Annotated in this window: 18 protein-coding genes; 5 read left to right on the top strand and 13 right to left on the bottom strand. The window is 71.1% G+C overall.

The window, feature by feature from the left end:
- Positions 1-111 precede the first annotated feature (111 nt).
- From ACQF4J_RS27855 to clpS, 4 genes are all read right to left on the bottom strand, one after another.
- Complete coding sequence (locus ACQF4J_RS27855) at positions 112-534, bottom strand: Mov34/MPN/PAD-1 family protein (protein ID WP_142152250.1); 423 nt, start codon at positions 532-534, stop codon at positions 112-114.
- A gap of 75 nt (positions 535-609) precedes the next feature.
- Positions 610-2,040 (bottom strand): amino acid permease, encoded by a 1,431-nt coding sequence (locus ACQF4J_RS27850; protein ID WP_351570522.1) that lies wholly within the window; start codon positions 2,038-2,040, stop codon positions 610-612.
- 345 nt (positions 2,041-2,385) lie between these two features.
- A complete protein-coding gene (locus ACQF4J_RS27845) occupies positions 2,386-2,988 on the bottom strand; it encodes a DUF2017 domain-containing protein (RefSeq protein WP_427167047.1) in 603 nt (200 codons plus the stop codon).
- Between the two features lie 41 nt (positions 2,989-3,029).
- Complete coding sequence (gene clpS / locus ACQF4J_RS27840) at positions 3,030-3,347, bottom strand: ATP-dependent Clp protease adapter ClpS (protein WP_133046323.1); 318 nt, start codon at positions 3,345-3,347, stop codon at positions 3,030-3,032.
- 58 nt (positions 3,348-3,405) lie between these two features.
- Here clpS and ACQF4J_RS27835 point away from each other — a divergent pair, with 58 nt between their 5' ends.
- Both ACQF4J_RS27835 and ACQF4J_RS27830 read left to right on the top strand, forming a co-directional pair.
- Positions 3,406-4,752: a nicotinate phosphoribosyltransferase gene (locus ACQF4J_RS27835; protein ID WP_351570528.1), complete on the top strand. Its 1,347-nt coding sequence runs from the start codon at positions 3,406-3,408 to the stop codon at positions 4,750-4,752.
- A 142-nt stretch (positions 4,753-4,894) separates the two neighbouring features.
- The gene (locus tag ACQF4J_RS27830; RefSeq protein WP_351800183.1) at positions 4,895-5,485 is read left to right on the top strand and encodes an isochorismatase family protein; all 591 of its coding nucleotides are present in this window, start codon (positions 4,895-4,897) and stop codon (positions 5,483-5,485) included.
- A gap of 362 nt (positions 5,486-5,847) precedes the next feature.
- Here ACQF4J_RS27830 and ACQF4J_RS27825 read toward each other — a convergent pair whose 3' ends face one another.
- Together ACQF4J_RS27825 and ACQF4J_RS27820 are read right to left on the bottom strand one after the other, a co-directional pair.
- Positions 5,848-6,192: a hypothetical protein gene (locus ACQF4J_RS27825; RefSeq protein WP_351800180.1), complete on the bottom strand. Its 345-nt coding sequence runs from the start codon at positions 6,190-6,192 to the stop codon at positions 5,848-5,850.
- A 134-nt stretch (positions 6,193-6,326) separates the two neighbouring features.
- Positions 6,327-8,681, bottom strand: a complete 2,355-nt coding sequence (locus ACQF4J_RS27820; protein WP_351800177.1) for an immune inhibitor A domain-containing protein — start codon at positions 8,679-8,681, stop codon at positions 6,327-6,329.
- 333 nt (positions 8,682-9,014) lie between these two features.
- On the opposite strand from ACQF4J_RS27820, the gene ACQF4J_RS27815 reads away from it, so the two are divergent.
- The gene (locus tag ACQF4J_RS27815; protein WP_351570540.1) at positions 9,015-9,275 is read left to right on the top strand and encodes a hypothetical protein; all 261 of its coding nucleotides are present in this window, start codon (positions 9,015-9,017) and stop codon (positions 9,273-9,275) included.
- 21 nt (positions 9,276-9,296) lie between these two features.
- Here the strand turns inward: ACQF4J_RS27815 and ACQF4J_RS27810 are convergent, their stop codons facing one another.
- Complete coding sequence (locus tag ACQF4J_RS27810) at positions 9,297-9,968, bottom strand: RDD family protein (protein WP_351570543.1); 672 nt, start codon at positions 9,966-9,968, stop codon at positions 9,297-9,299.
- A gap of 89 nt (positions 9,969-10,057) precedes the next feature.
- Complete coding sequence (locus ACQF4J_RS27805; RefSeq protein WP_351570546.1) at positions 10,058-11,662, bottom strand: RDD family protein; 1,605 nt, start codon at positions 11,660-11,662, stop codon at positions 10,058-10,060.
- Positions 11,663-11,904: 242 nt separating this feature from the next.
- On the opposite strand from ACQF4J_RS27805, the gene ACQF4J_RS27800 reads away from it, so the two are divergent.
- On the top strand, positions 11,905-12,318 hold the full coding sequence (locus ACQF4J_RS27800) for an SsgA family sporulation/cell division regulator (protein ID WP_351570549.1): 414 nt from the start codon (positions 11,905-11,907) through the stop codon (positions 12,316-12,318).
- Positions 12,319-12,335: 17 nt separating this feature from the next.
- Here the strand turns inward: ACQF4J_RS27800 and ACQF4J_RS27795 are convergent, their stop codons facing one another.
- The gene (locus ACQF4J_RS27795) at positions 12,336-13,742 is read right to left on the bottom strand and encodes an FAD-binding oxidoreductase (protein ID WP_351570786.1); all 1,407 of its coding nucleotides are present in this window, start codon (positions 13,740-13,742) and stop codon (positions 12,336-12,338) included.
- Positions 13,743-13,833: 91 nt separating this feature from the next.
- Between ACQF4J_RS27795 and ACQF4J_RS27790 the strand changes: the two genes are divergently transcribed.
- Positions 13,834-15,279 carry a tetratricopeptide repeat protein gene (locus ACQF4J_RS27790; protein WP_427167046.1) on the top strand — a complete coding sequence of 482 codons (1,446 nt, stop codon included), beginning with the start codon at positions 13,834-13,836 and terminating at the stop codon, positions 15,277-15,279.
- A 1-nt stretch (position 15,280) separates the two neighbouring features.
- Here ACQF4J_RS27790 and nthA read toward each other — a convergent pair whose 3' ends face one another.
- The 4 genes from nthA to ACQF4J_RS27770 are packed head-to-tail and all read right to left on the bottom strand — an operon-like array spanning position 15,281 to position 17,304.
- Positions 15,281-15,862, bottom strand: coding sequence for a nitrile hydratase subunit alpha (nthA, locus tag ACQF4J_RS27785; protein ID WP_351570555.1), 582 nt, complete (start codon positions 15,860-15,862; stop codon positions 15,281-15,283).
- Positions 15,852-16,142 carry an SH3-like domain-containing protein gene (locus tag ACQF4J_RS27780; protein WP_351570558.1) on the bottom strand — a complete coding sequence of 97 codons (291 nt, stop codon included), beginning with the start codon at positions 16,140-16,142 and terminating at the stop codon, positions 15,852-15,854. The genes nthA and ACQF4J_RS27780 overlap by 11 nt, the downstream gene beginning before the upstream one ends.
- Complete coding sequence (locus ACQF4J_RS27775) at positions 16,132-16,416, bottom strand: hypothetical protein (protein ID WP_351570560.1); 285 nt, start codon at positions 16,414-16,416, stop codon at positions 16,132-16,134. The genes ACQF4J_RS27780 and ACQF4J_RS27775 overlap by 11 nt, the downstream gene beginning before the upstream one ends.
- Positions 16,417-16,437: 21 nt before the next feature.
- Positions 16,438-17,304 (bottom strand): Teichoic acid biosynthesis protein C (Precursor), encoded by an 867-nt coding sequence (locus tag ACQF4J_RS27770; RefSeq protein ID WP_351570562.1) that lies wholly within the window; start codon positions 17,302-17,304, stop codon positions 16,438-16,440.
- Positions 17,305-17,390 lie beyond the last annotated feature (86 nt).

Genomic DNA, 17,390 nt, shown 5'->3' with positions numbered 1-17,390 from the left:
GGTCCCCGACCCGGAGTGTGATCTCACACTACGGACGCATTCCGACCGGCTGCTGAGACCACACAGCTCAGGCGGACGCCCGGGGCGCCGGTCGGGACGGGCGTACGGGGCTCAGTATGCCTCGACGACGGCGACCTCCTCCTCGGTCACCTCGCCGTCCACGATCCGGAACGAGCGGAACTGGAACTCGCCGAGGCCGTCGGTGTCGGCGGTGGAGACCAGGACGTAGTGGGCGCCGGGCTCGTTGGCGTAGGAGATGTCGGTGCGGGAGGGGCGGGCCTCGGTGGCCGTGTGGGAGTGGTAGATGACCACCGGCTCCTCGTCGCGGTCGTCCATCTCGCGGTAGAGCTTGAGCAGGTCGCCGGAGTCGAACTCGTAGAAGGTGGGCGACATGGCCGCGTTGAGCATGGGGATGAAGCGCTCGGGGCGGTCCGAACCGGCCGGCCCGGCGATGACGCCGCACGCCTCGTCGGGGTGGTCCTTGCGCGCGTGGGCGACGATCTGGTCGACGAGGGCCTGGGTGATGGTCAGCATGCTGGCCAGGATAAGCAGAGGGGCCGCCCCGTACCGAAGGGTGGTACGGGGCGGCCCACATGCTGAACCGGGAGGTCAGCCGACCTTCTCGAGCTCCGGCTCGCGCCGCTCCGCGATCTGCGGGTTGCGGGCCTTCAGCACGGCCCAGCCGACGCCCAGCGCGGCGGCCCAGCCCGCCATCACGTAGAGGCAGATCCGCGAGTCGGCGTCGTAGGCGATGAGGCCGGTGACGAAGAGCAGGAAGACGATGGCGATCCAGCTGCACACCGCGCCGCCCGGCGCCGGGAAGGCGGAGGCGGGCAGCCGGCCGGCGACGACGGCACGGCGGTAGAGGACGTGGCTGACGAGGATCATCAGCCAGGTCCAGATGCCGGCCGCGGTGGCCACCGAGGTGACGTAGCCGAAGGCCTTCTCCGGGACGACGTAGTTCAGCACGACGCCGATGCCCATGAAGAGGACGGAGACGGTGATGCCGAAGGCCGGCGTCTTGGTCGAGGACAGCTTCCGGAAGACCGCCGGGGCCTCGCCGTTGTCGGCGAGGGTGCGCAGCATGCGGCCCGTGGAGTACATGCCGGAGTTGCAGGAGGACAGGGCCGCGGTCAGGACGACGAAGTTGACGATGCCCGCGCCGGCCGGGATGCCGATCACCGTGAACGCCTTCACGAAGGGGCTGACGCCGGCGGCGAAGTCGGTCCACTTCACCACGCACAGGATGACGGTGAGGGCGCCGACGTAGAAGAGCGCGATGCGCCAGGGCAGGGTGTTGATCGCCTTGGGCAGCGTCTTCTCGGGGTTCTCGGACTCGCCCGCGGTGACGCCGACGAGCTCGACCGCGAGGTAGGCGAACATGACGCCCTGCAGGGTCATCAGGGACGAGCCGATGCCCTTGGGGAAGAAGCCGTCGAACTGCCAGAGGTTGGCGACCGCGGCGGTGTCACCGGCGTTGCTGAAGCCGAGGGTGAGCACGCCGAGGCCGATCACGATCATGCCGATCAGGGCGGTGACCTTGACCATGGAGAACCAGAACTCGAGCTCGCCGAAGACCTTCACCGAGATCAGGTTGACCCCGAAGAGGATCACCAGGAAGACCAGCGCGGTCACCCACTGCGGGATGTGCGGGAACCAGTAGTGGACGTAGATCGCGGCGGCCGTGAGCTCGGCCATGCCGGTGACGACCCACATCAGCCAGTACGTCCAGCCGGTGAAGTAGCCGAAGAACGGGCCGAGGAACTCGCGGGAGTACTCCGCGAAGGAGCCCGAGACCGGGCGGTACAGGAGCAGTTCGCCGAGCGCCCGCATGATGAAGAAGACGATGGCGCCGGCGAGGGCGTACATCAGGATGAGGCTGGGACCGGCCTTGGCGATGTTCGCCCCGGCCCCCAGGAAGAGGCCGACGCCGATGGCGCCGCCGATCGCGATCATCTGGACCTGGCGGCTGCCGAGTCCGCGCTCGTACCCCTCTTCGGAGGTCTGCTCCGAGCCTGTGTCGACCTGAGCGGAGGTCATGTGTGTGGTGCGCCTTTCTCCATGCCGACCCGGGCCTCTCGTCGGCCTCGGATCGGGTCTCGATCCCCCCGGATTGAAATGGAGCTGAGCGGGCTGCGAGCCCGCTCGTGCCAGGCCGACGGTCGTCGGCGCTGTGGCGCACCCGGCCGAACATTCGGGTGGTGTTCGCCGGGCGGTCGTGAAGATTTATCACGGCGGCAACGCCGATCACCGGGGGAACTTGTGACGCATCACACAAGGAGAAGGGGTCATACAGCGCAGAAAACGGACACACCCGGCCGGACCGGTGACTCGATCGTTATCCGGATTTGAGCGTCCTCTGAGCGAACACGAAACCTGCGCATTTCAGGGCAGGAGGGTGTTCACCAGCGTCTCCTGGAGCCCGCCCAGCCAGAGATAGGCCATCACCATGGGCTTACGGGGGTCGTCGTCCGGGAGGCGGTAGAGGACGTCGGTGTCGTCCTCGTCGGTGATCTCCAGCCGGGAGCCGATCGCCAGACGCAGGTCGTTGAGGGAGCCGAGCCACTGCCGGGACTGCTCGGCGGACAGTTCGAGGACCGCTCCGCCGTCGGCGGCCGGGGTGAGCGCGTCGAGGGTGCGGACGACCGTGAGCGCGTTCTCCCGCTTGCCGGCCCGCAGGTCGTTCTCGGTGTAGCGGCGGAACTCGGCGGAGTGGGCCTGCCGCTCCTGCGCCTCCTGGGGGCCGGGGGTGCCCTCCGGGTCGCAGTAGGCGTCCGGGAAGAGCCGCTTGAGCACCGGGTCCTTGGGCGGCTCGCTCGGGCCTTCGGCGAAGAGCTCCGCGAGCGGGTCGTCGGAGGCGTCCGCGCCGGGTCCGGGGCCGATGAGTTCCAGCAGCTGGACGGCGAGCGACCGGATGATGGAGATCTCGACGTCGTCAAGGGCGACGGCCGCGCCGCCGCCGGGGAGCGGTTCGAAGTGTCCTGGCATGGAGGAGGTTCGCTACTTCCGGTCCTGCGCGCGGGAGGGGGTCATTTCCGGTCCTGCTGGAGGGTGGCCCACAGGCCGTAGCCGTGCATGGCCTGCACATCGCGTTCCATCTCCTCGCGGGTACCGCTGGAGACGACCGCCCGGCCCTTGTGGTGGACATCGAGCATGAGTTTGGTGGCCTTGTCCTTCGTGTACCCGAAGTACGTCTGGAAGACGTAGGTCACGTAGCTCATGAGGTTGACCGGGTCGTTGTGGACGATCGTTACCCAGGGGACGTCCGGCTCGGGTACGGCGAAGACCTCCTCCGCCGACTCGGTGCGTTCGATCTCTACGGGAGCGGGTGACGTCACATGGCCCATGCTGCCACGGCCCCGATAAATCGTCACACTGACGCGAAGGGGGTGTAGCATGCCTGCCATGAACACAGCGGACCTTGGGCTGCCGGTTGACGTTCCCTCGACGGCCCTCTTCACGGACCAGTACGAGCTCACGATGCTGCAGGCGGCCCTGAAGGCCGGTACCGCCGAACGGAGGTCGGTCTTCGAGGTCTTCACCAGGCGGCTGCCCGAGGGGCGCCGCTACGGCGTCGTGGCCGGCACCGGGCGCGTCCTGGACGCCGTGGAGAACTTCCGTTTCGACGCCGGCGTCCTGGGCTTCCTGCGCGAGAAGGGCATCGTCGACGAGCCGACCCTGGAGTGGCTCGCCGGCTACCGGTTCAGCGGGGACGTGTGGGGCTACCCCGAGGGCGAGGTGTACTTCCCGGGCTCGCCGATCATGCGGGTCGAGGGGTCGTTCGCCGAGTGCGTGCTGCTGGAGACCGTGATCCTGTCCATCCTCAACCACGACTCCGCCATCGCGGCGGCCGCCTCCCGCATGTCCTCGGCCGCCGGCGGGCGCCCGCTGATCGAGATGGGCGCCCGCCGCACCCACGAGCTCGCGGCCGTCGCCGCCTCCCGCGCCGCCTACGTCGGCGGCTTCTCCTCCACCTCCGACCTCGCGGCCGGCTTCCGCTACAACATCCCGACCGTCGGCACCTCGGCCCACGCCTTCACCCTGCTCCACGACCACGAGCGGGACGCCTTCCGCGCCCAGGTCGACTCGCTCGGCCGGGGCACGACCCTGCTCGTGGACACCTACGACGTCGCCGAGGCCGTCCGGATGGCCGTCGAGGTCGCCGGGACCGAGCTGGGCGCCGTGCGCATCGACTCCGGCGACCTGCTGCTGGTCGCGCACCGGGTGCGCCAGCAACTGGACGAGCTGGGCGCGACCGGCACGAAGATCATCGTGACCTCGGACCTGGACGAGTACGCCATCGCCTCGCTGGCGGCGGCGCCCGTGGACGCGTACGGCGTCGGCACCCAGCTGGTGACCGGGTCCGGGCACCCGACGGCCTCCATGGTCTACAAGCTGGTCGCCCGCGCGGAGTCCGACGACCCGAAGGCGCCGCTGGTGCCGGTGGCGAAGAAGTCCAGCGGCGGCAAGACGTCCGTCGGCGGCCGCAAGTGGGCCGCGCGGCGCCTCGACGCCGACGGGGTCGCGGAGGCCGAGGTCGTCGGCACGGGCGCCGTCCCGGCCGAGCTCGCCGACCGCGGGCTGCTGGTGCAGCTGATCAAGGGCGGCGACGTGATCGCCCGCGAGCCGCTGGACGTCGTACGCGACCGGCACGTGGCCGCGCGGGCCGGGCTGCCGCTGTCGGCCACCCAGCTCTCGCGCGGGGAACCGGTCATTCCGACGGAGTACGTACAGGCCCGCTCGGGTAGCTAGAAGCGGGCGCTCACCGCACGCGCCCGCGGATACGCCCTCTCGTGCCCCCTCCCCTGCGCCCCCCGAACTCAATAGGCTCGGAAGTTCACCGGCCGGGCCCGCACCCCTTCTCCCCCGACCCCATAGTCGAAGGACACCGACCATGCGCCGCGCCTTGATCGTCGTAGACGTGCAGAACGACTTCTGCGAGGGGGGCAGCCTCGCCGTGGCCGGGGGTGCCGACGTGGCCGCCGCCGTCACCGAGCTGATCGGGCAGGCGGCCGGCTCCGGCTACCAGCACGTGGTGGCCACCCGCGACCACCACATCGCGCCCGGCGGCCACTTCGCCGACAACCCCGACTTCGTGCACTCCTGGCCCGCGCACTGTGTCGCCGGCACCGAGGGCGTCGGCTTCCACCCCAACTTCGCCCCCGCCGTCGCCTCCGGCGCCATCGACGCCGTCTTCGACAAGGGGGCGTACGCGGCGGCCTACAGCGGCTTCGAGGGCGCCGACGAGAACGGCGTGCCGCTCGCCGACTGGCTGCGCGCCCGGGACGTCGTCGAGGTCGACGTGGTCGGCATAGCCACGGACCACTGCGTGCGGGCCACCGCGCTGGACGCGGCGCGCGAGGGCTTCCGCACCCAGGTGCTGCTGGACCTGACCGCCGGCGTCGCCCAGGAGACCACCGACCGCGCGATCGAGGAGATGCGCGAGGCGGGCGTCGACCTGACCGGCAAGCCGGTGGTCGCCTAGCCCGGCCCGGCCCGGCACCGCCGCCCGAGGCGGCGGTGAGGTGTGCGCCGGTGCGGGCGGACGGGACCGGACGCACGCGGCCGGCAGGCCGTCTCCGCGCCCGGACGGCAGCCACACCGACACGGACGACCCGGGACGACCCCGCCGGACAGCGACGTCGTGGCTGACCCCCGTCGCGGCGGGCAGATGTGCACCGGGGCGGCCGGAGGGCACCGGACTGACGCCGTCGCCCCGCTCTCCCCCGCGCAAGCGGCGCGGCCGGACCGCCCGGGACGGCACCGCCGGACAGTGACGTCGTGGCTGGTCGGCGGCGCGGCGGAGCGTTGTGCACCGGCGTGGGCGGTAGTCGCCGCGCCGGGCTGTTATGCCGGTGTCGCCGGTCGGCGGAGTAGGGCCTTGATCGGGTGCCACAGCTCCTGGACCAGGTCCGGGGCGGCCAGGACACCGTTGTCAAGGGCCGTGCGCCATATCAGGCCGTCGGGGTGGTGCAGGACGGCCGTGATCTCGTCCGGGGTCGGCGGGGCCGCGTTGCCCCGCAGGTAGACCGCACGCATGCCCAGGTTGCGCAGCCTGGTCAGGGCGCGCGCCCGGTTGCGGGCGTGGACGAGGACACGGACGCAGTCCGTGCCGTCGGCGGTGGGGCTGGGCAGGTTCAGCGCCACCACCACGCTGCCGCTCGGCAGCTTGCAGAAACCTCCTGCGGCCATGCAGGTCACACCCCCGTGCGAGTCGGTGTCGAAGGGACTGTCAATAAGAACGGCACAGCACGCACCTAAACACGATCGGCGGCGACCCGCCAAGGGGTCACCGCCGATACGTCTCTGACCTGCGAAAACTCAAACTACTTCAGCACGGGTCCCACCTCGAGGGAGATCGTCGACCCGTCCAGGGCCTCCCGGACGATCTTGATCTTGGTGTTGGTGTCAGTGACCTTGACACCCGCGGCCGGGTTCGAGGTGTCGTAGTAGGTGCTCGCGTGGTCGTTGAAGACCGGCACCCCCCACGACCACTTGATCTTGGTCGCGACGTCCGCCTTGTGCAGCGTGATGCCGTCCGTCGGGTACAGGCTGAACGGCGAGTCGTAGGCCTGGATGCGGCCCCGCATCAGCGTGCCGTCGGACCACTTCAGCGGCACCGGGTGGGAGTCGATCGGCAGGATCAGACCCGTGCCCGGGTGGTCACCGGTGTTGTTGTCCGGCTGGGAGGTGTCCCACTTCCAGATCAACAGGCCGTTCTGGTACGGGTAGTGCTCCACCCAGTCCGGACGGGTCGTCGAGAAGCCGAAGTTGTACGGGCCGACCTTCAGGGTCTTGTCGTACGACACGTACTGGCGGTTCTCGGCGATGTAGTACTGCTTGTAGTCCTTGGTGAAGGACGCGCCGATGCGGGAGAAGCCGCTCGCGGTCCAACCGGTGTCCGCGGACTCGGCGTTGTCGGAGAAGACCGCGGCACCGTCGGCGGTCACGGTGATCTCGTCGGCCGCGAAGCCCTTGAGCGCCACACCGCCGTCCGTCTGGTAGCGGAAGCGCAGGTCGAACTTCTTGCCCGCGTAGGCGTCGAGCGAGTACGACAGCTTCTTGTAGCCGTCGACCGTGCCCGTCAGCGCCGGCTTGTCGCTGCCGTCGCGCGGGATGGCCTGGCCGTCCACCGTGCCGTCCAGGGCGGTCCAGTTGGCGCCGCCGTCGGTCGAGACCTCGGCGTAGAGGAAGTCGTAGTTCGCCTCGATGTCGTAGTAGCCGTCGAGGGTCAGCGTCGCCGCGGACTTGCCGGTGAGGTCCACCGACCGGGTCAGCGTGTTCTTCAGGTCGTTGCCGCTGCCGCTCCACCACTGGGTCGAGCCCTGCGCCGGCGTGACCACCTCGGTGGTGACCGCCTTGTCGGGCAGCGTGACCACGAGGGCCTGCTTGTTCTTGGTGTTGTACTCGGCGACGCCCAGCTTGTGCTTCGACCTCGTCGCGGCCTTCGCCGTGCCGTAGTCGAGCCAGCCCAGCTGGAGCTTGTCCCAGGCATTCATGTCGCCCGGCAGGTCGCCGATGGCGTTCTTGCCGGTGCCGAGCCAGGAACCGGAGGACATCAGGGTCCAGAACCCGGTGGAGTTCTCGCCGCCGTTGGTGTCGTACTCGTCCGGCAGGCCGAGGTCGTGGCCGTACTCGTGGGCGTAGACGCCGAGTCCGCCGTTCTCCGGCTGCATCGTGTAGTCGCCGACCCAGACGCCGGTGTCGCCGACCTGGGTGCCGCCGAGCCTGTTGTTCGCGGGGCCGGTGGCGCCGGCGTCGGAGCCGAAGGCGTACCAGCGGTGCGCCCAGATCGCGTCGGTGCCCTGGGCGCCGCCGCCCGCGGACTCGTCCTCGCCGGCGTGCACGATCTGGAAGTGGTCGACGTAGCCGTCGGGCTCGTTGAAGTTGCCGTCGCCGTCGAAGTCGTAGCGGTCCCACTGGTCGTACTGGGCGAGGTCCGCCTTGATGTCGGCGTCCGACTTGCCGGCCGCCTTCTGGTCGGCGACCCAGGCCGTCAGGCCGTCGCGCACCAGGTTCCAGACGCTGGAGCAGGTCGTCGAGCCGCAGGCGTTGTTGCCGTAACGGGCCTCGTTGTAGGGGACCTTGACCCAGTCGGTGACCTCGCCGTCGACCGAGTAGCGGCCCGAGGACTGCTTCTCGTAGTACTTCTTCAGCGACTCGGTGTTCTTGCCGGTGCCGAAGTACAGGTCCTGGAAGTGCTGCTGGTTGTAGTCCGCCTGCCAGGCCGTGGAGTTGTCCTTGGCCCGGTCCGGCTGGGCTATCCGGTTGTGCAGCGGGCCCGCGGTGCCGCCGTAGCGGCTGTCGACCTGGTCGCCGAACTCGACCAGGATCGTGAAGATCTTGTCCGTCTTCTCACGGCCCAGTTCTACGTACTTGCCGTCGCCCTTCTTGCTCTTGAGCTGGACGACGCGCGAACCGTCGCGGTCCTTGACCGAGGTCCTGCCGGATATGACCTGGTTCAGGGCCTCCTGGCGCTGGGCCTCCTGGGTCTTGGAGAGCGGACCGTCGAGGTCGTGCTCCTTCGTGCTCTGGGCCGCGGCCGGGTCACGGCGGTCCACGGTGGCGGACTTGGCGCTGTCGGCGGCCTGCGCCACGCCGAACGTCGAGAGCGTGGCCGTCGCCGCCGCGAGTGCGACACCGACCGCGCCGGCTCTGAACGTCCAATGTTTAAGAGTCACTTGAGTTCCTCGTGGTCACGGTGGTAAGTCAAGTGACGCAATTTGACTAGAGGTTGGTAAGAAAAGACAGACCTTGACTTGAGCAGGACAAGTGCACTATGCGGAGTCCGGGTTCGCTTTGCGGACACCCGACCGGCGCGTTCGAACGTCCACTTGATGGACGCCATGAATCCGTGCGCCCCCTGTGCACCGGCACTGTTGGTTAGGTCACGCTTACTGTTCGTTCCACTCGGGCACACACGCGATTAGAGTCGGATGGCGGCACGCCCAGAAACCGGCGGAAAGCCAGGCCGACGCCCCCCGTGGACCCCCACTTCCGAGGACACGATTGCCATGCCTCGTCCGACTGCCGCACAGCTGACCTACGGCTCCTGCACCGTCATCTTCTCGACGCTAGCCATGCTGCTGCTGTCCCAGACGAGTTCGGGCCTGGGGATCGCGGTCATCGCCGTCTCCGCGCTCGCTCTCGGCCTCCTCGTCGCCATGACGGTGCCGCTGCCGAGGACGAAGGTCGTCGCGGTGTCCCGGCCCGCGGTGGCGCAGGCCGAGGAGCCCGTGGCGGCCGTGGCCTCGGGCTCGTCGAAGGCCGCCTGAGCCGGGGGCGGCCGGTGCCGGTCAGTCGGTGCTGACCACCACCGTCTTCGCCGCCTTGTCGTGCAGGCCCTGCTTGTAGGGCCGGTCGAAGTAGCTCCAGCCGCCCGAGATCGCGGTCCAGATGCAGGCGCAGCAGAACGCGAACGGGATCCACAGGACCGCCGCCCGCGCCAGCGAGGTCTGCACCGAGGGCGTGGAGCCGTTGTCGAGGTTCGCCACCCGCATCTTCAGCCACTTCTTGCCGAGCGTCTGCCCGGAGTTGCTGATCATGAAGGTGTCGTAGGCGATGTAGAGCACGGCGGCGACGAGGGACTGCGCGAAGGACTTGCCGACCGCCACGTTGTTGCCGTTCACGGTGTACTCGTGCACGCCGATCGGCCAGGTGACCAGCCAGACGACGATGCCGACGAGGATCAGGTCGATGATCCGGGCCAGCGTGCGCCGGCCGCTGTCGGCGAGCGGCGGCATCCCGGCGAGCGGATCGCCGGGGTGGGGGCCGCCGCCATGGGGGTCACCACCGTAGGGCGGCGGCTGCTGACCGTAGGGCGGCTGCTGATCGCCATAGGGCGGTTGTTGACCGCCGTACGGCTGCTGCTGACCGCCTTGGGGCGGTTGCTGGCCGGGCGGAGGCTGTTTCCTGAACGGGTCGTCTTCCGGCGGCTGCTGTCCCGAGCCGGGCGGTTCGGTCGTCATGGCCCGAGTGGACCGCGAACCCCCCGGCTCCGCATCCGGCGGACGGCCGTCCGGAGTACCGATTCGTGTACGCCGTACGGCCGACCCGCTCAGCCCGCGACGAACGTACGCGCCGCCTTGTCGTGCCAGCACTGGCGCCACGGCCGGTCGAACAGGCACCACGCCACACCGACGACGCCGATGCCGAGCAGCCCGGACACGCAGTAGACGAGCCAGCGGCGCAGGGCCCCGCCGAAGGACGGCGGCTGGTGCGCCTCGATGTCCCGCACCTCCAGGCCGAGCAGCTTCTTGCCGAGCGTGCGGCCCCACTTGGCGGTGGGCAGCGCCTCGTAGAGGACGCCGACGACGAGCAGGACGGCCAGGATGATGCCGAAGTAGACCGAGGTCGTGCCGTCCAGCAGCCAGACGGTGACGGTCCGTCCGCTGAGTTTCGCCTCGTCGATCTTGCCGTTGATGTGGTCGACCGCCTTGGTGCCGAGCGGAACGGCGGCCACGGCGGTGAGCCCCGCGACGACGACCGTGTCCAGCAGCCGGGCGGCGAACCGCTTGCCCAGGCCCGCCGGGCGGGCGGCGGCCGCGTTCATGGCGGCCTGCTGGAAGATGTCCGCCACCGGGGGCTTCCAGGGCGCGACGCGCTGCTCCTCCTCGGCCCCCGCGAGCCGGTGCACCTGCTGGGCCCAGGAGGCCTGGCCGCCGCCGGGCCCGGCGGCCATCGGGGTGGCGGCGGGCTGGGGGTCGCCGGGCTGCGGCGGCACCGAGACGGAGGGCTGCTGGGAGAGCGCGGCCGGGGCGGCGCCCTGGGCACCGGCGGCCTGCGCCTGTGCCGCGCGCTCGGCGGCGGCCATGCCGGCACCGAAGCCGGGGGCATCGGGCGCGGCGGCGGAGGCCTGCGGCCCGAACGCCGGGCCGCCGGAGGCACCGGCGGCCCCGGGCGACGGCGGTTGGGCGCCGGAACCGGACCCGCCCGGCCCACCGGACGCACCGGCCACCGGAGCCGGCCGTGCTCCTCCCCCGGCGCCCGCGGGCGCCCCCGTGCCGCCGCCCTGCGCCCCGCCCTGCTGCCCCGTGCGCTGGGACACGGCCCGGAAGGTCATGGTGCCCTCGTCGGCGGCGGGGCCACCGGGGCCGGGGATGCCGGGCGCGCCGGAGGAGCCGCCGGCGCCGCCCCGGGGGCCGGAGTCCGCCGTCACCCTGCGGAAGACGAACGTGCCGCCGGAGTCGCCCTCGGCGGCGTCCGTCCGGGCGGGCGGGATCGTCGCGGAGCCGTCCGTGCTGGTCGTCCGGTCAGGGCCGTCGGAGGCGACACGGGGGTCGGCACCCCAGGAGACGCGGCGGTCCTGATCGCCGCCGAAGCCGGACTGCCGGGAGCGGTCGGCGCCCCAGGCGGACGCCGGCTCCGGACCACCGCCCTGCGGGGGCTCCACGGGGGCCGTCTGCGCCGGCTCGGGATCCTCGTCGAAGAAGTGCGGGCCGGTCTCCTCCACCAAGGGGACCGGGGGGGCCTGGGCCTGCGCGGGGGCCGGGTCCGATCCGGGCGGCGGATCGAGCGACTCGCCGTCCGACGGCGCCGGACGGCTGGTGCCCGGTACCCAGGCGGCACCGTTCCAGTACCGGACATATCCAGGAATGGACGGGTCCGGGTAGTACCCTTCGCGGGGCCTGTCGTCGCCGGGGGCCGGGGATGGGGCGCTCATGTCCGTCGTCCCGTATCTGCTCGCGGGTGAATATGGGGGCCACCACATCTATCAGACCGGCGCAGGCCGCACCCCCGGTCCCGCCGGACCCACCCTTTTCCGGGCAACCTCATGCACCGGATTCACACGCTCGGAAGAAACTTCTCCGAATCCGCGTAATGGTTGCGGCCCCGCCCCTCTCTCCCCTGTACGGGCCCGTCCACAGGGCCCCGTACACCTGCCCGAGAGAGGAACCGGACGTCATGCACTACACCGTCGTGGAACGCGAGTTGGAACTCAGGCTGATCCTGTCGCCGGAACGCGGCATCCCCGTACCGGCCCGGCTCAGCTACCGCACCGACGACCCGTACGCCGTGCACATCGCCTTCCACATCAACTCCGAGCACCCCGTGGACTGGACGTTCTCCCGCCAGCTGCTGGTGGAGGGGGTGTTCCGGCCGTGCGGGCACGGGGACGTGCGGGTGTGGCCGACGAAGACCGAGGGGCGCAGCGTCGTGCTGATGGCGCTGAGCTCGCCGGACGGGGACGCCCTGCTGGAGGCGCCCGCCGCGCAGGTGTCCGCCTGGCTGGAGCGGACGCTGCGGGTGGTGCCTCCGGGGACCGAGGGCGAGCAGCTGGGGATCGACGACGCGCTCGACCAGCTGCTCGCCCGGTGACCGCACCGGTGGCCGGGTCAGAAGAGCTTGCCGGGGTTGAGGATGCCCAGCGGATCGAAGACCTGCTTGATCTGCCGTTGCATCTCCACCCCGACCGGCCCGATCTCGCGCGCCAGCCACTCCTTCTTCAGTACACCCACGCCGTGTTCGCCGGTGATCGTGCCGCCGAGCTGGAGGCCGAGGGCCATGATCTCGTCGAAGGACTCGCGGGCGCGCCGGGACTCGTCGGGGTCGGCCGCGTCGAAGCAGACGGTGGGGTGGGTGTTGCCGTCGCCGGCGTGGGCGCAGACGCCGATGGTGAGGTTGTACTTCTCGGCGATCCGCTCCACGCCTTCCAGCATCTCGCCGAGCCTGGAGCGGGGCACGCACACGTCGTCGATCATCGTCGTGCCCTTGACCGCCTCCAGCGCGGTCAGCGACAGCCGCCGGGCCTGGAGGAGGAGTTCGGACTCGGCGACGTCGTCGGCGGGGACGACCTGGGTGGCGCCGGCCGCCTCGCACAGGGCGCCGACGGCGGCGAGGTCGGCGGCGGGGTCCGGGGTGTCGAAGGCGGCCAGCAGCAGCGCCTCCGTGCTCTCCGGCAGACCCATGTGCGCGAGGTCGTTGACGGCCTTGACCGTCGTACGGTCCATGAGCTCGAGCAGCGAGGGGACGTGGCCGCCCGCCATGATCCGGCACACCGCGTCGCAGGCGGCGGTCGCGGAGGCGAACTCGGCGGCCAGCACGAGCTGCTCGGGCGGCTGCGGCTTCAGCGCCAGGACCGCCCGGACGACGATGCCGAGGGAGCCCTCGGAGCCGACGAAGAGGCGGGTGAGGTCGTAGCCGGCGACGCCCTTCGCGGTGCGGCGGCCGGTGGACATGAGGCGGCCGTCGGCGAGGACGACGTCGAGCCCGAGGACGTACTCGGCCGTCACGCCGTACTTGACGCAGCACAGGCCTCCCGAGGCGGTGCCGATGTTGCCGCCGATCGTGCACATCTCCCAGCTGGAGGGGTCGGGCGGGTAGCACAGGCCGTGTTCGTTGACCGCGCGGGAGAGCGTGGCGTTGACGACGCCCGGTTCGACCACGGCGATGCGGTCGACCGGGCTGATCTCCAGGATGCGGTCCATCTTGGTCAGGGACAGCGCGATGCATCCCTCGGAGGTGTTGGCGCCGCCGGACAGGCCGGTGCGGGCGCCCTGCGGGACGACCGGGACGCGCAGTTCGGTGGCGATGCGCATGACGTGCTGGACCTGCTCGACGGTGCGGGGCAGCACGACCACGGCAGGGGGGCCGGCCGGACAGAAGCTGGCCATGTCGTTGGCGTAGGACGCCGTGACGTCGGGGTCGATCAGGACGGCCTCGGCGGGCAGACCGGTCAGGAGCCGGTCGACGAGGTTTCCGGTGGCTGCGTCGGAGGGCGCTTCGATACGGCTCATGATCACAGCGTCGCACCAGGGGCCATCGGTGTGAACCCCGTCCACCGCAGTGGACGTATGCCGGGTGTGGTCGTCGTACTGGCGCAGAGTGAGCGGCATGGAGAAGGAGCAGGAGGAACGGCGTCCGCGGACCGGCAGGCGGGTACTGATCGCCGCTCTCGCCGGGTCCCTGGCGCTCGGCGCGGCGGTGGCGCTGTGGCCCTGGGAACGGCCCGTGACCAGGCCTCTCGTCGCTCCGGCGGCGGGGGCGCAGGCGCTCTCGGCCGTCGTCGCGGGGGTGCCGGCCGGGCTGCCCGAACTGGGGACGCTGATCGGAGGGCGGGAGGCGTGGGTACGGGGGCATCCGCAGGACGGGCGGGCCTGGGCGGTGCTGGGGGCGGCGTACGTGGAGCAGGGGCGGCGGACCGCGGACGCGGCGAACTATCCGCGGGCCGAGCAGGCGCTGCGGACCTCGCTGCGGGTGGCGGGGGCGCGGAAGGACGTGCAGGTCGCGGCGCTGGACGGCATGGCGGCGCTGGCGAACGCGCGCCGCGACTTCCCGGCCGCGCGGGCCTGGGGCGAGACGGCGCTGAAAGTGGAGCCGAAGCGGTGGACGACGTATCCGCCGCTGCTCGACGCCTACACCGGGCTGGGTGACTACAAGGCGGTCAAGCGGACCCTGGACCGGCTGCTGGAGCTGCACGGCGGGCCGGCCGTCCGGGCGCGGGCGGCGGCCGTCTACCGCGACCGGGGCTGGCGTGAGGACGCCGCGGCCCAGCTGTCCGACGCGGCGGCGGGAGCGTCGTCGCCCGCCGAGCGGGCGGCGTGGCTGGAGCGGGCCGGGGAGCTGTCCTTCGAGCGCGGGGATCTGGGGGACGCGTTGCGGCGCTTCCAGGAGGCGGTGCGGATCGATCCCGACCAGCGGGCGGCGCTGGCCGGGCAGGGGCGGACGCTGGCCGCGCTGGGGCGGACGACGGAGGCGCTGAACGCCTACCGGGTGGCCCTCACCAAGCAGCCGTGCCCCCAGTACGCCCTGGAACTGGGCGAGTTGTACGAGTCGCTGGGGCTCGGTCAGGCGGCCCGGGTGGAGTACGACGCCGTGCGGGCGCGGGTGCGCGAGGTGGCCGAGTCGGGTGTCGACGAGACGCTGGTGCTCGGGCGGCTGGAGGCCGACCACGGGGACGCGCGGACCGCCGTGCAGCTCCTGCGCGCCGAGTGGCGCAAGCAGCCCGGCATCGAGGTGGCCGACGCGCTGGGGTGGGCGCTGCACCGCGCCGGGCAGGACAAGGAGGCGCTGCGGTTCGCGACGGCGGCGACGGACCCGGTGCACGGGGGCGGAGTGCGCAGCGCGCTGTACGCGTACCACCGGGGCGTGATCGAGAAGGAGTTGGAGCTTTCCGGGGCCGCGCGGCGGCATCTGCAGGAGGCGCTGCGCATCAACCCGTACTTCTCCGTGCTGCAGGTCCCCTCGGCGCGGCAGGCGCTGGCGGCGCTGGGCGAGCCGCCGGACGTGCCGGTGCCGGCCGCCAAGGAGAGCAAGGAGGCTCAGGACGAGGAGGGTTGAGTCATACGGCGGCGGTGCCGATGAGCGCGTTGCGGGTCACCAGTGCGGCCAGCTGCTCCTCCCCCAGTTCCCGGGTGCCCTCCGGCCTGCGCGGCAGCACCATGTAGCGGGTCTCGGCGCTGGAGTCCCACACGGTGATCTCCGTGCCGGCGGGCAACTCCAGTCCGAACTCCGCCAGGACCGCCCGCGGTTCGCGGACCACCCGGGAGCGGTAGGCCTCGGACTTGTACCAGCTGGGCGACGGGCCGAGCAGGCGCAGCGGATAGCAGGAGCACAGGGTGCAGACGATGACGTTGTGGGTCGTCGCGGTGTTCTCGACGACCCTCAGACGCTGGTACGAGCCCTCCATGAAGCCGAGTTCACGGACCGCGGCCGTACCGTCGGCAAGCAGACGGGACCTGAACTCCTCGTCGACCCAGGCCCGCGCGACGACCCGTGCCCCGTTCGCCGGTGTCGCCCCGGACAGGGTCGCGTCGATGATCTCGTCGAGCCGGGCGCCGGAGAGCACGCCCTTCTCCTCCAGCAGGGTCTCCAGGCGTCGTACCCGACGGGCGATGGTCGCGTCGGAGTGGTCACCGCTCATGCTCGGGATCCTCTTCCAGATAGCTTTCCCACAGATCCAGTACGACGTGGTGGTCGCCCTCGCCCCACAGGTCACGGGCCGCGAACCGGACGGCGTAGACCTGCTCCACCGGCGCGTCCCCGCGGCCCTGCGCGCTGACGTCGGCCAGTTCCGCCGGTCCCTCCGGTTCGATCACGACGCCCCGCTTGCCGCGGGCGTAGCGCGGCAGGCGGGTGTGGTGGGGCGGGTCGTGGTGGAAGGTGCGGACGCGGGTGCCGGGCGGGAAACGGTCACCGGGCATCGAGCTCACCCGGCTTCAGCACGCCCTTGCGCTCGAGCAGGATGCGGATGGCCTCGAACCAGCGCTCGTAGTACGACGTCGACAGGTACTCCGTCGGCGGCATGGACTCGATCGCGTCCCGGAACTCGTTGGTGTTGAACAGCCCTTGCTCACGCAGGGCGTTGAGCAGCCCGACGACCCGGGCCTCCCAGTCCGCGTGGAAGGGTGCGGCGTCGTCGGTGATGTCGACGGCGCCGAAGCCCTGCGTCCCGCCCACGTCGTTGATCCTGGCCATGCGGACAGGCTACGACGCGGTTCAGTCGCTGTCCTCCTTGACGAAGATCGAGAAGCGGCGCGCTCCGAGCTCCCCGGAGGCGAAGCCGACGTACACCTTCGGATCGGAGCCCGCGCGCACCGCGACGCCCTCCGGCTCGCGGTGGGTGAGGCTGTAGCCGGCCTCGGTGCGCTGCCGCTGGAGCAGCTTGCCGGTGGTGACGGAGATGCTGGAGACGTAGGAGTTGCCGCGCCCCGCGACCGGGTTGGTGACGGCGTTGTAGGCCGTGCCCGCGAGCTGGTAGACGGCGTCGCCGTACAGGGCGTAGCCCTGGAACGGGATCTTGGGGTCGGGGTGGGCGCCGACCTGGGCGAAGTCGGCGACGGGGTTGTCGTAGTCGCGGGCGGTGAAGGCGTCGAGGTCCCAGATCCGGTAGCGGGGCCTGTCGGCCTGGTCGCGGTAGCGGACGGCGATGCGGCCCGAGTCCTGGCAGACCGACGGCTGGTTGTTGGTGGAGCCGGCTATCGGCTTACGGATCTTGACGTTCGCGGCGGTGCGGGTGGCGCCGTCGGCGAAGTGGAAGCGGGTGACACCCTGCCCGTAGCCGTGGACGGCGGCGGCCTCGGTCCAGATCCAGGTGGAGCCGTCCTCGGCGTCGCGCTGGATGCCCATGCTGACGCCGTGGCCGAAGCCCTTGAGGTACATGTGGCCGAGCCGGTTGCCCTTGTAGTCCAGCTTGTTGAGGCACAGATCGCCGGCCGCGTGGCCGGTGGCGGTGACCTGGAGCACGTACAGGTGCTTGTTCGGCTCGTCGAAGGCGAACGACTGCAGCACCGTCGGCTCCCTGAGCGTGGCCTTCTGCCACAGCCAACGAACCGACGGCACCGCGAGGTTGATCGCAGAGGTCACGGAAGTTCCCCAGGTCCTGTGGGCGCCCCCTCGGCACCCGCAGGACTTGAGGGTGTCAACCGGCGTTCACCGGTCGCAAGGCTTTC

It is taken from the genome of Streptomyces sp. C1-1, assembly GCF_050214755.1.
Lineage (GTDB): Bacteria > Actinomycetota > Actinomycetes > Streptomycetales > Streptomycetaceae > Streptomyces.
Note: the sequence above shows the minus strand (reverse complement) of the source record. Positions and strands in the feature narration are given on the sequence as shown.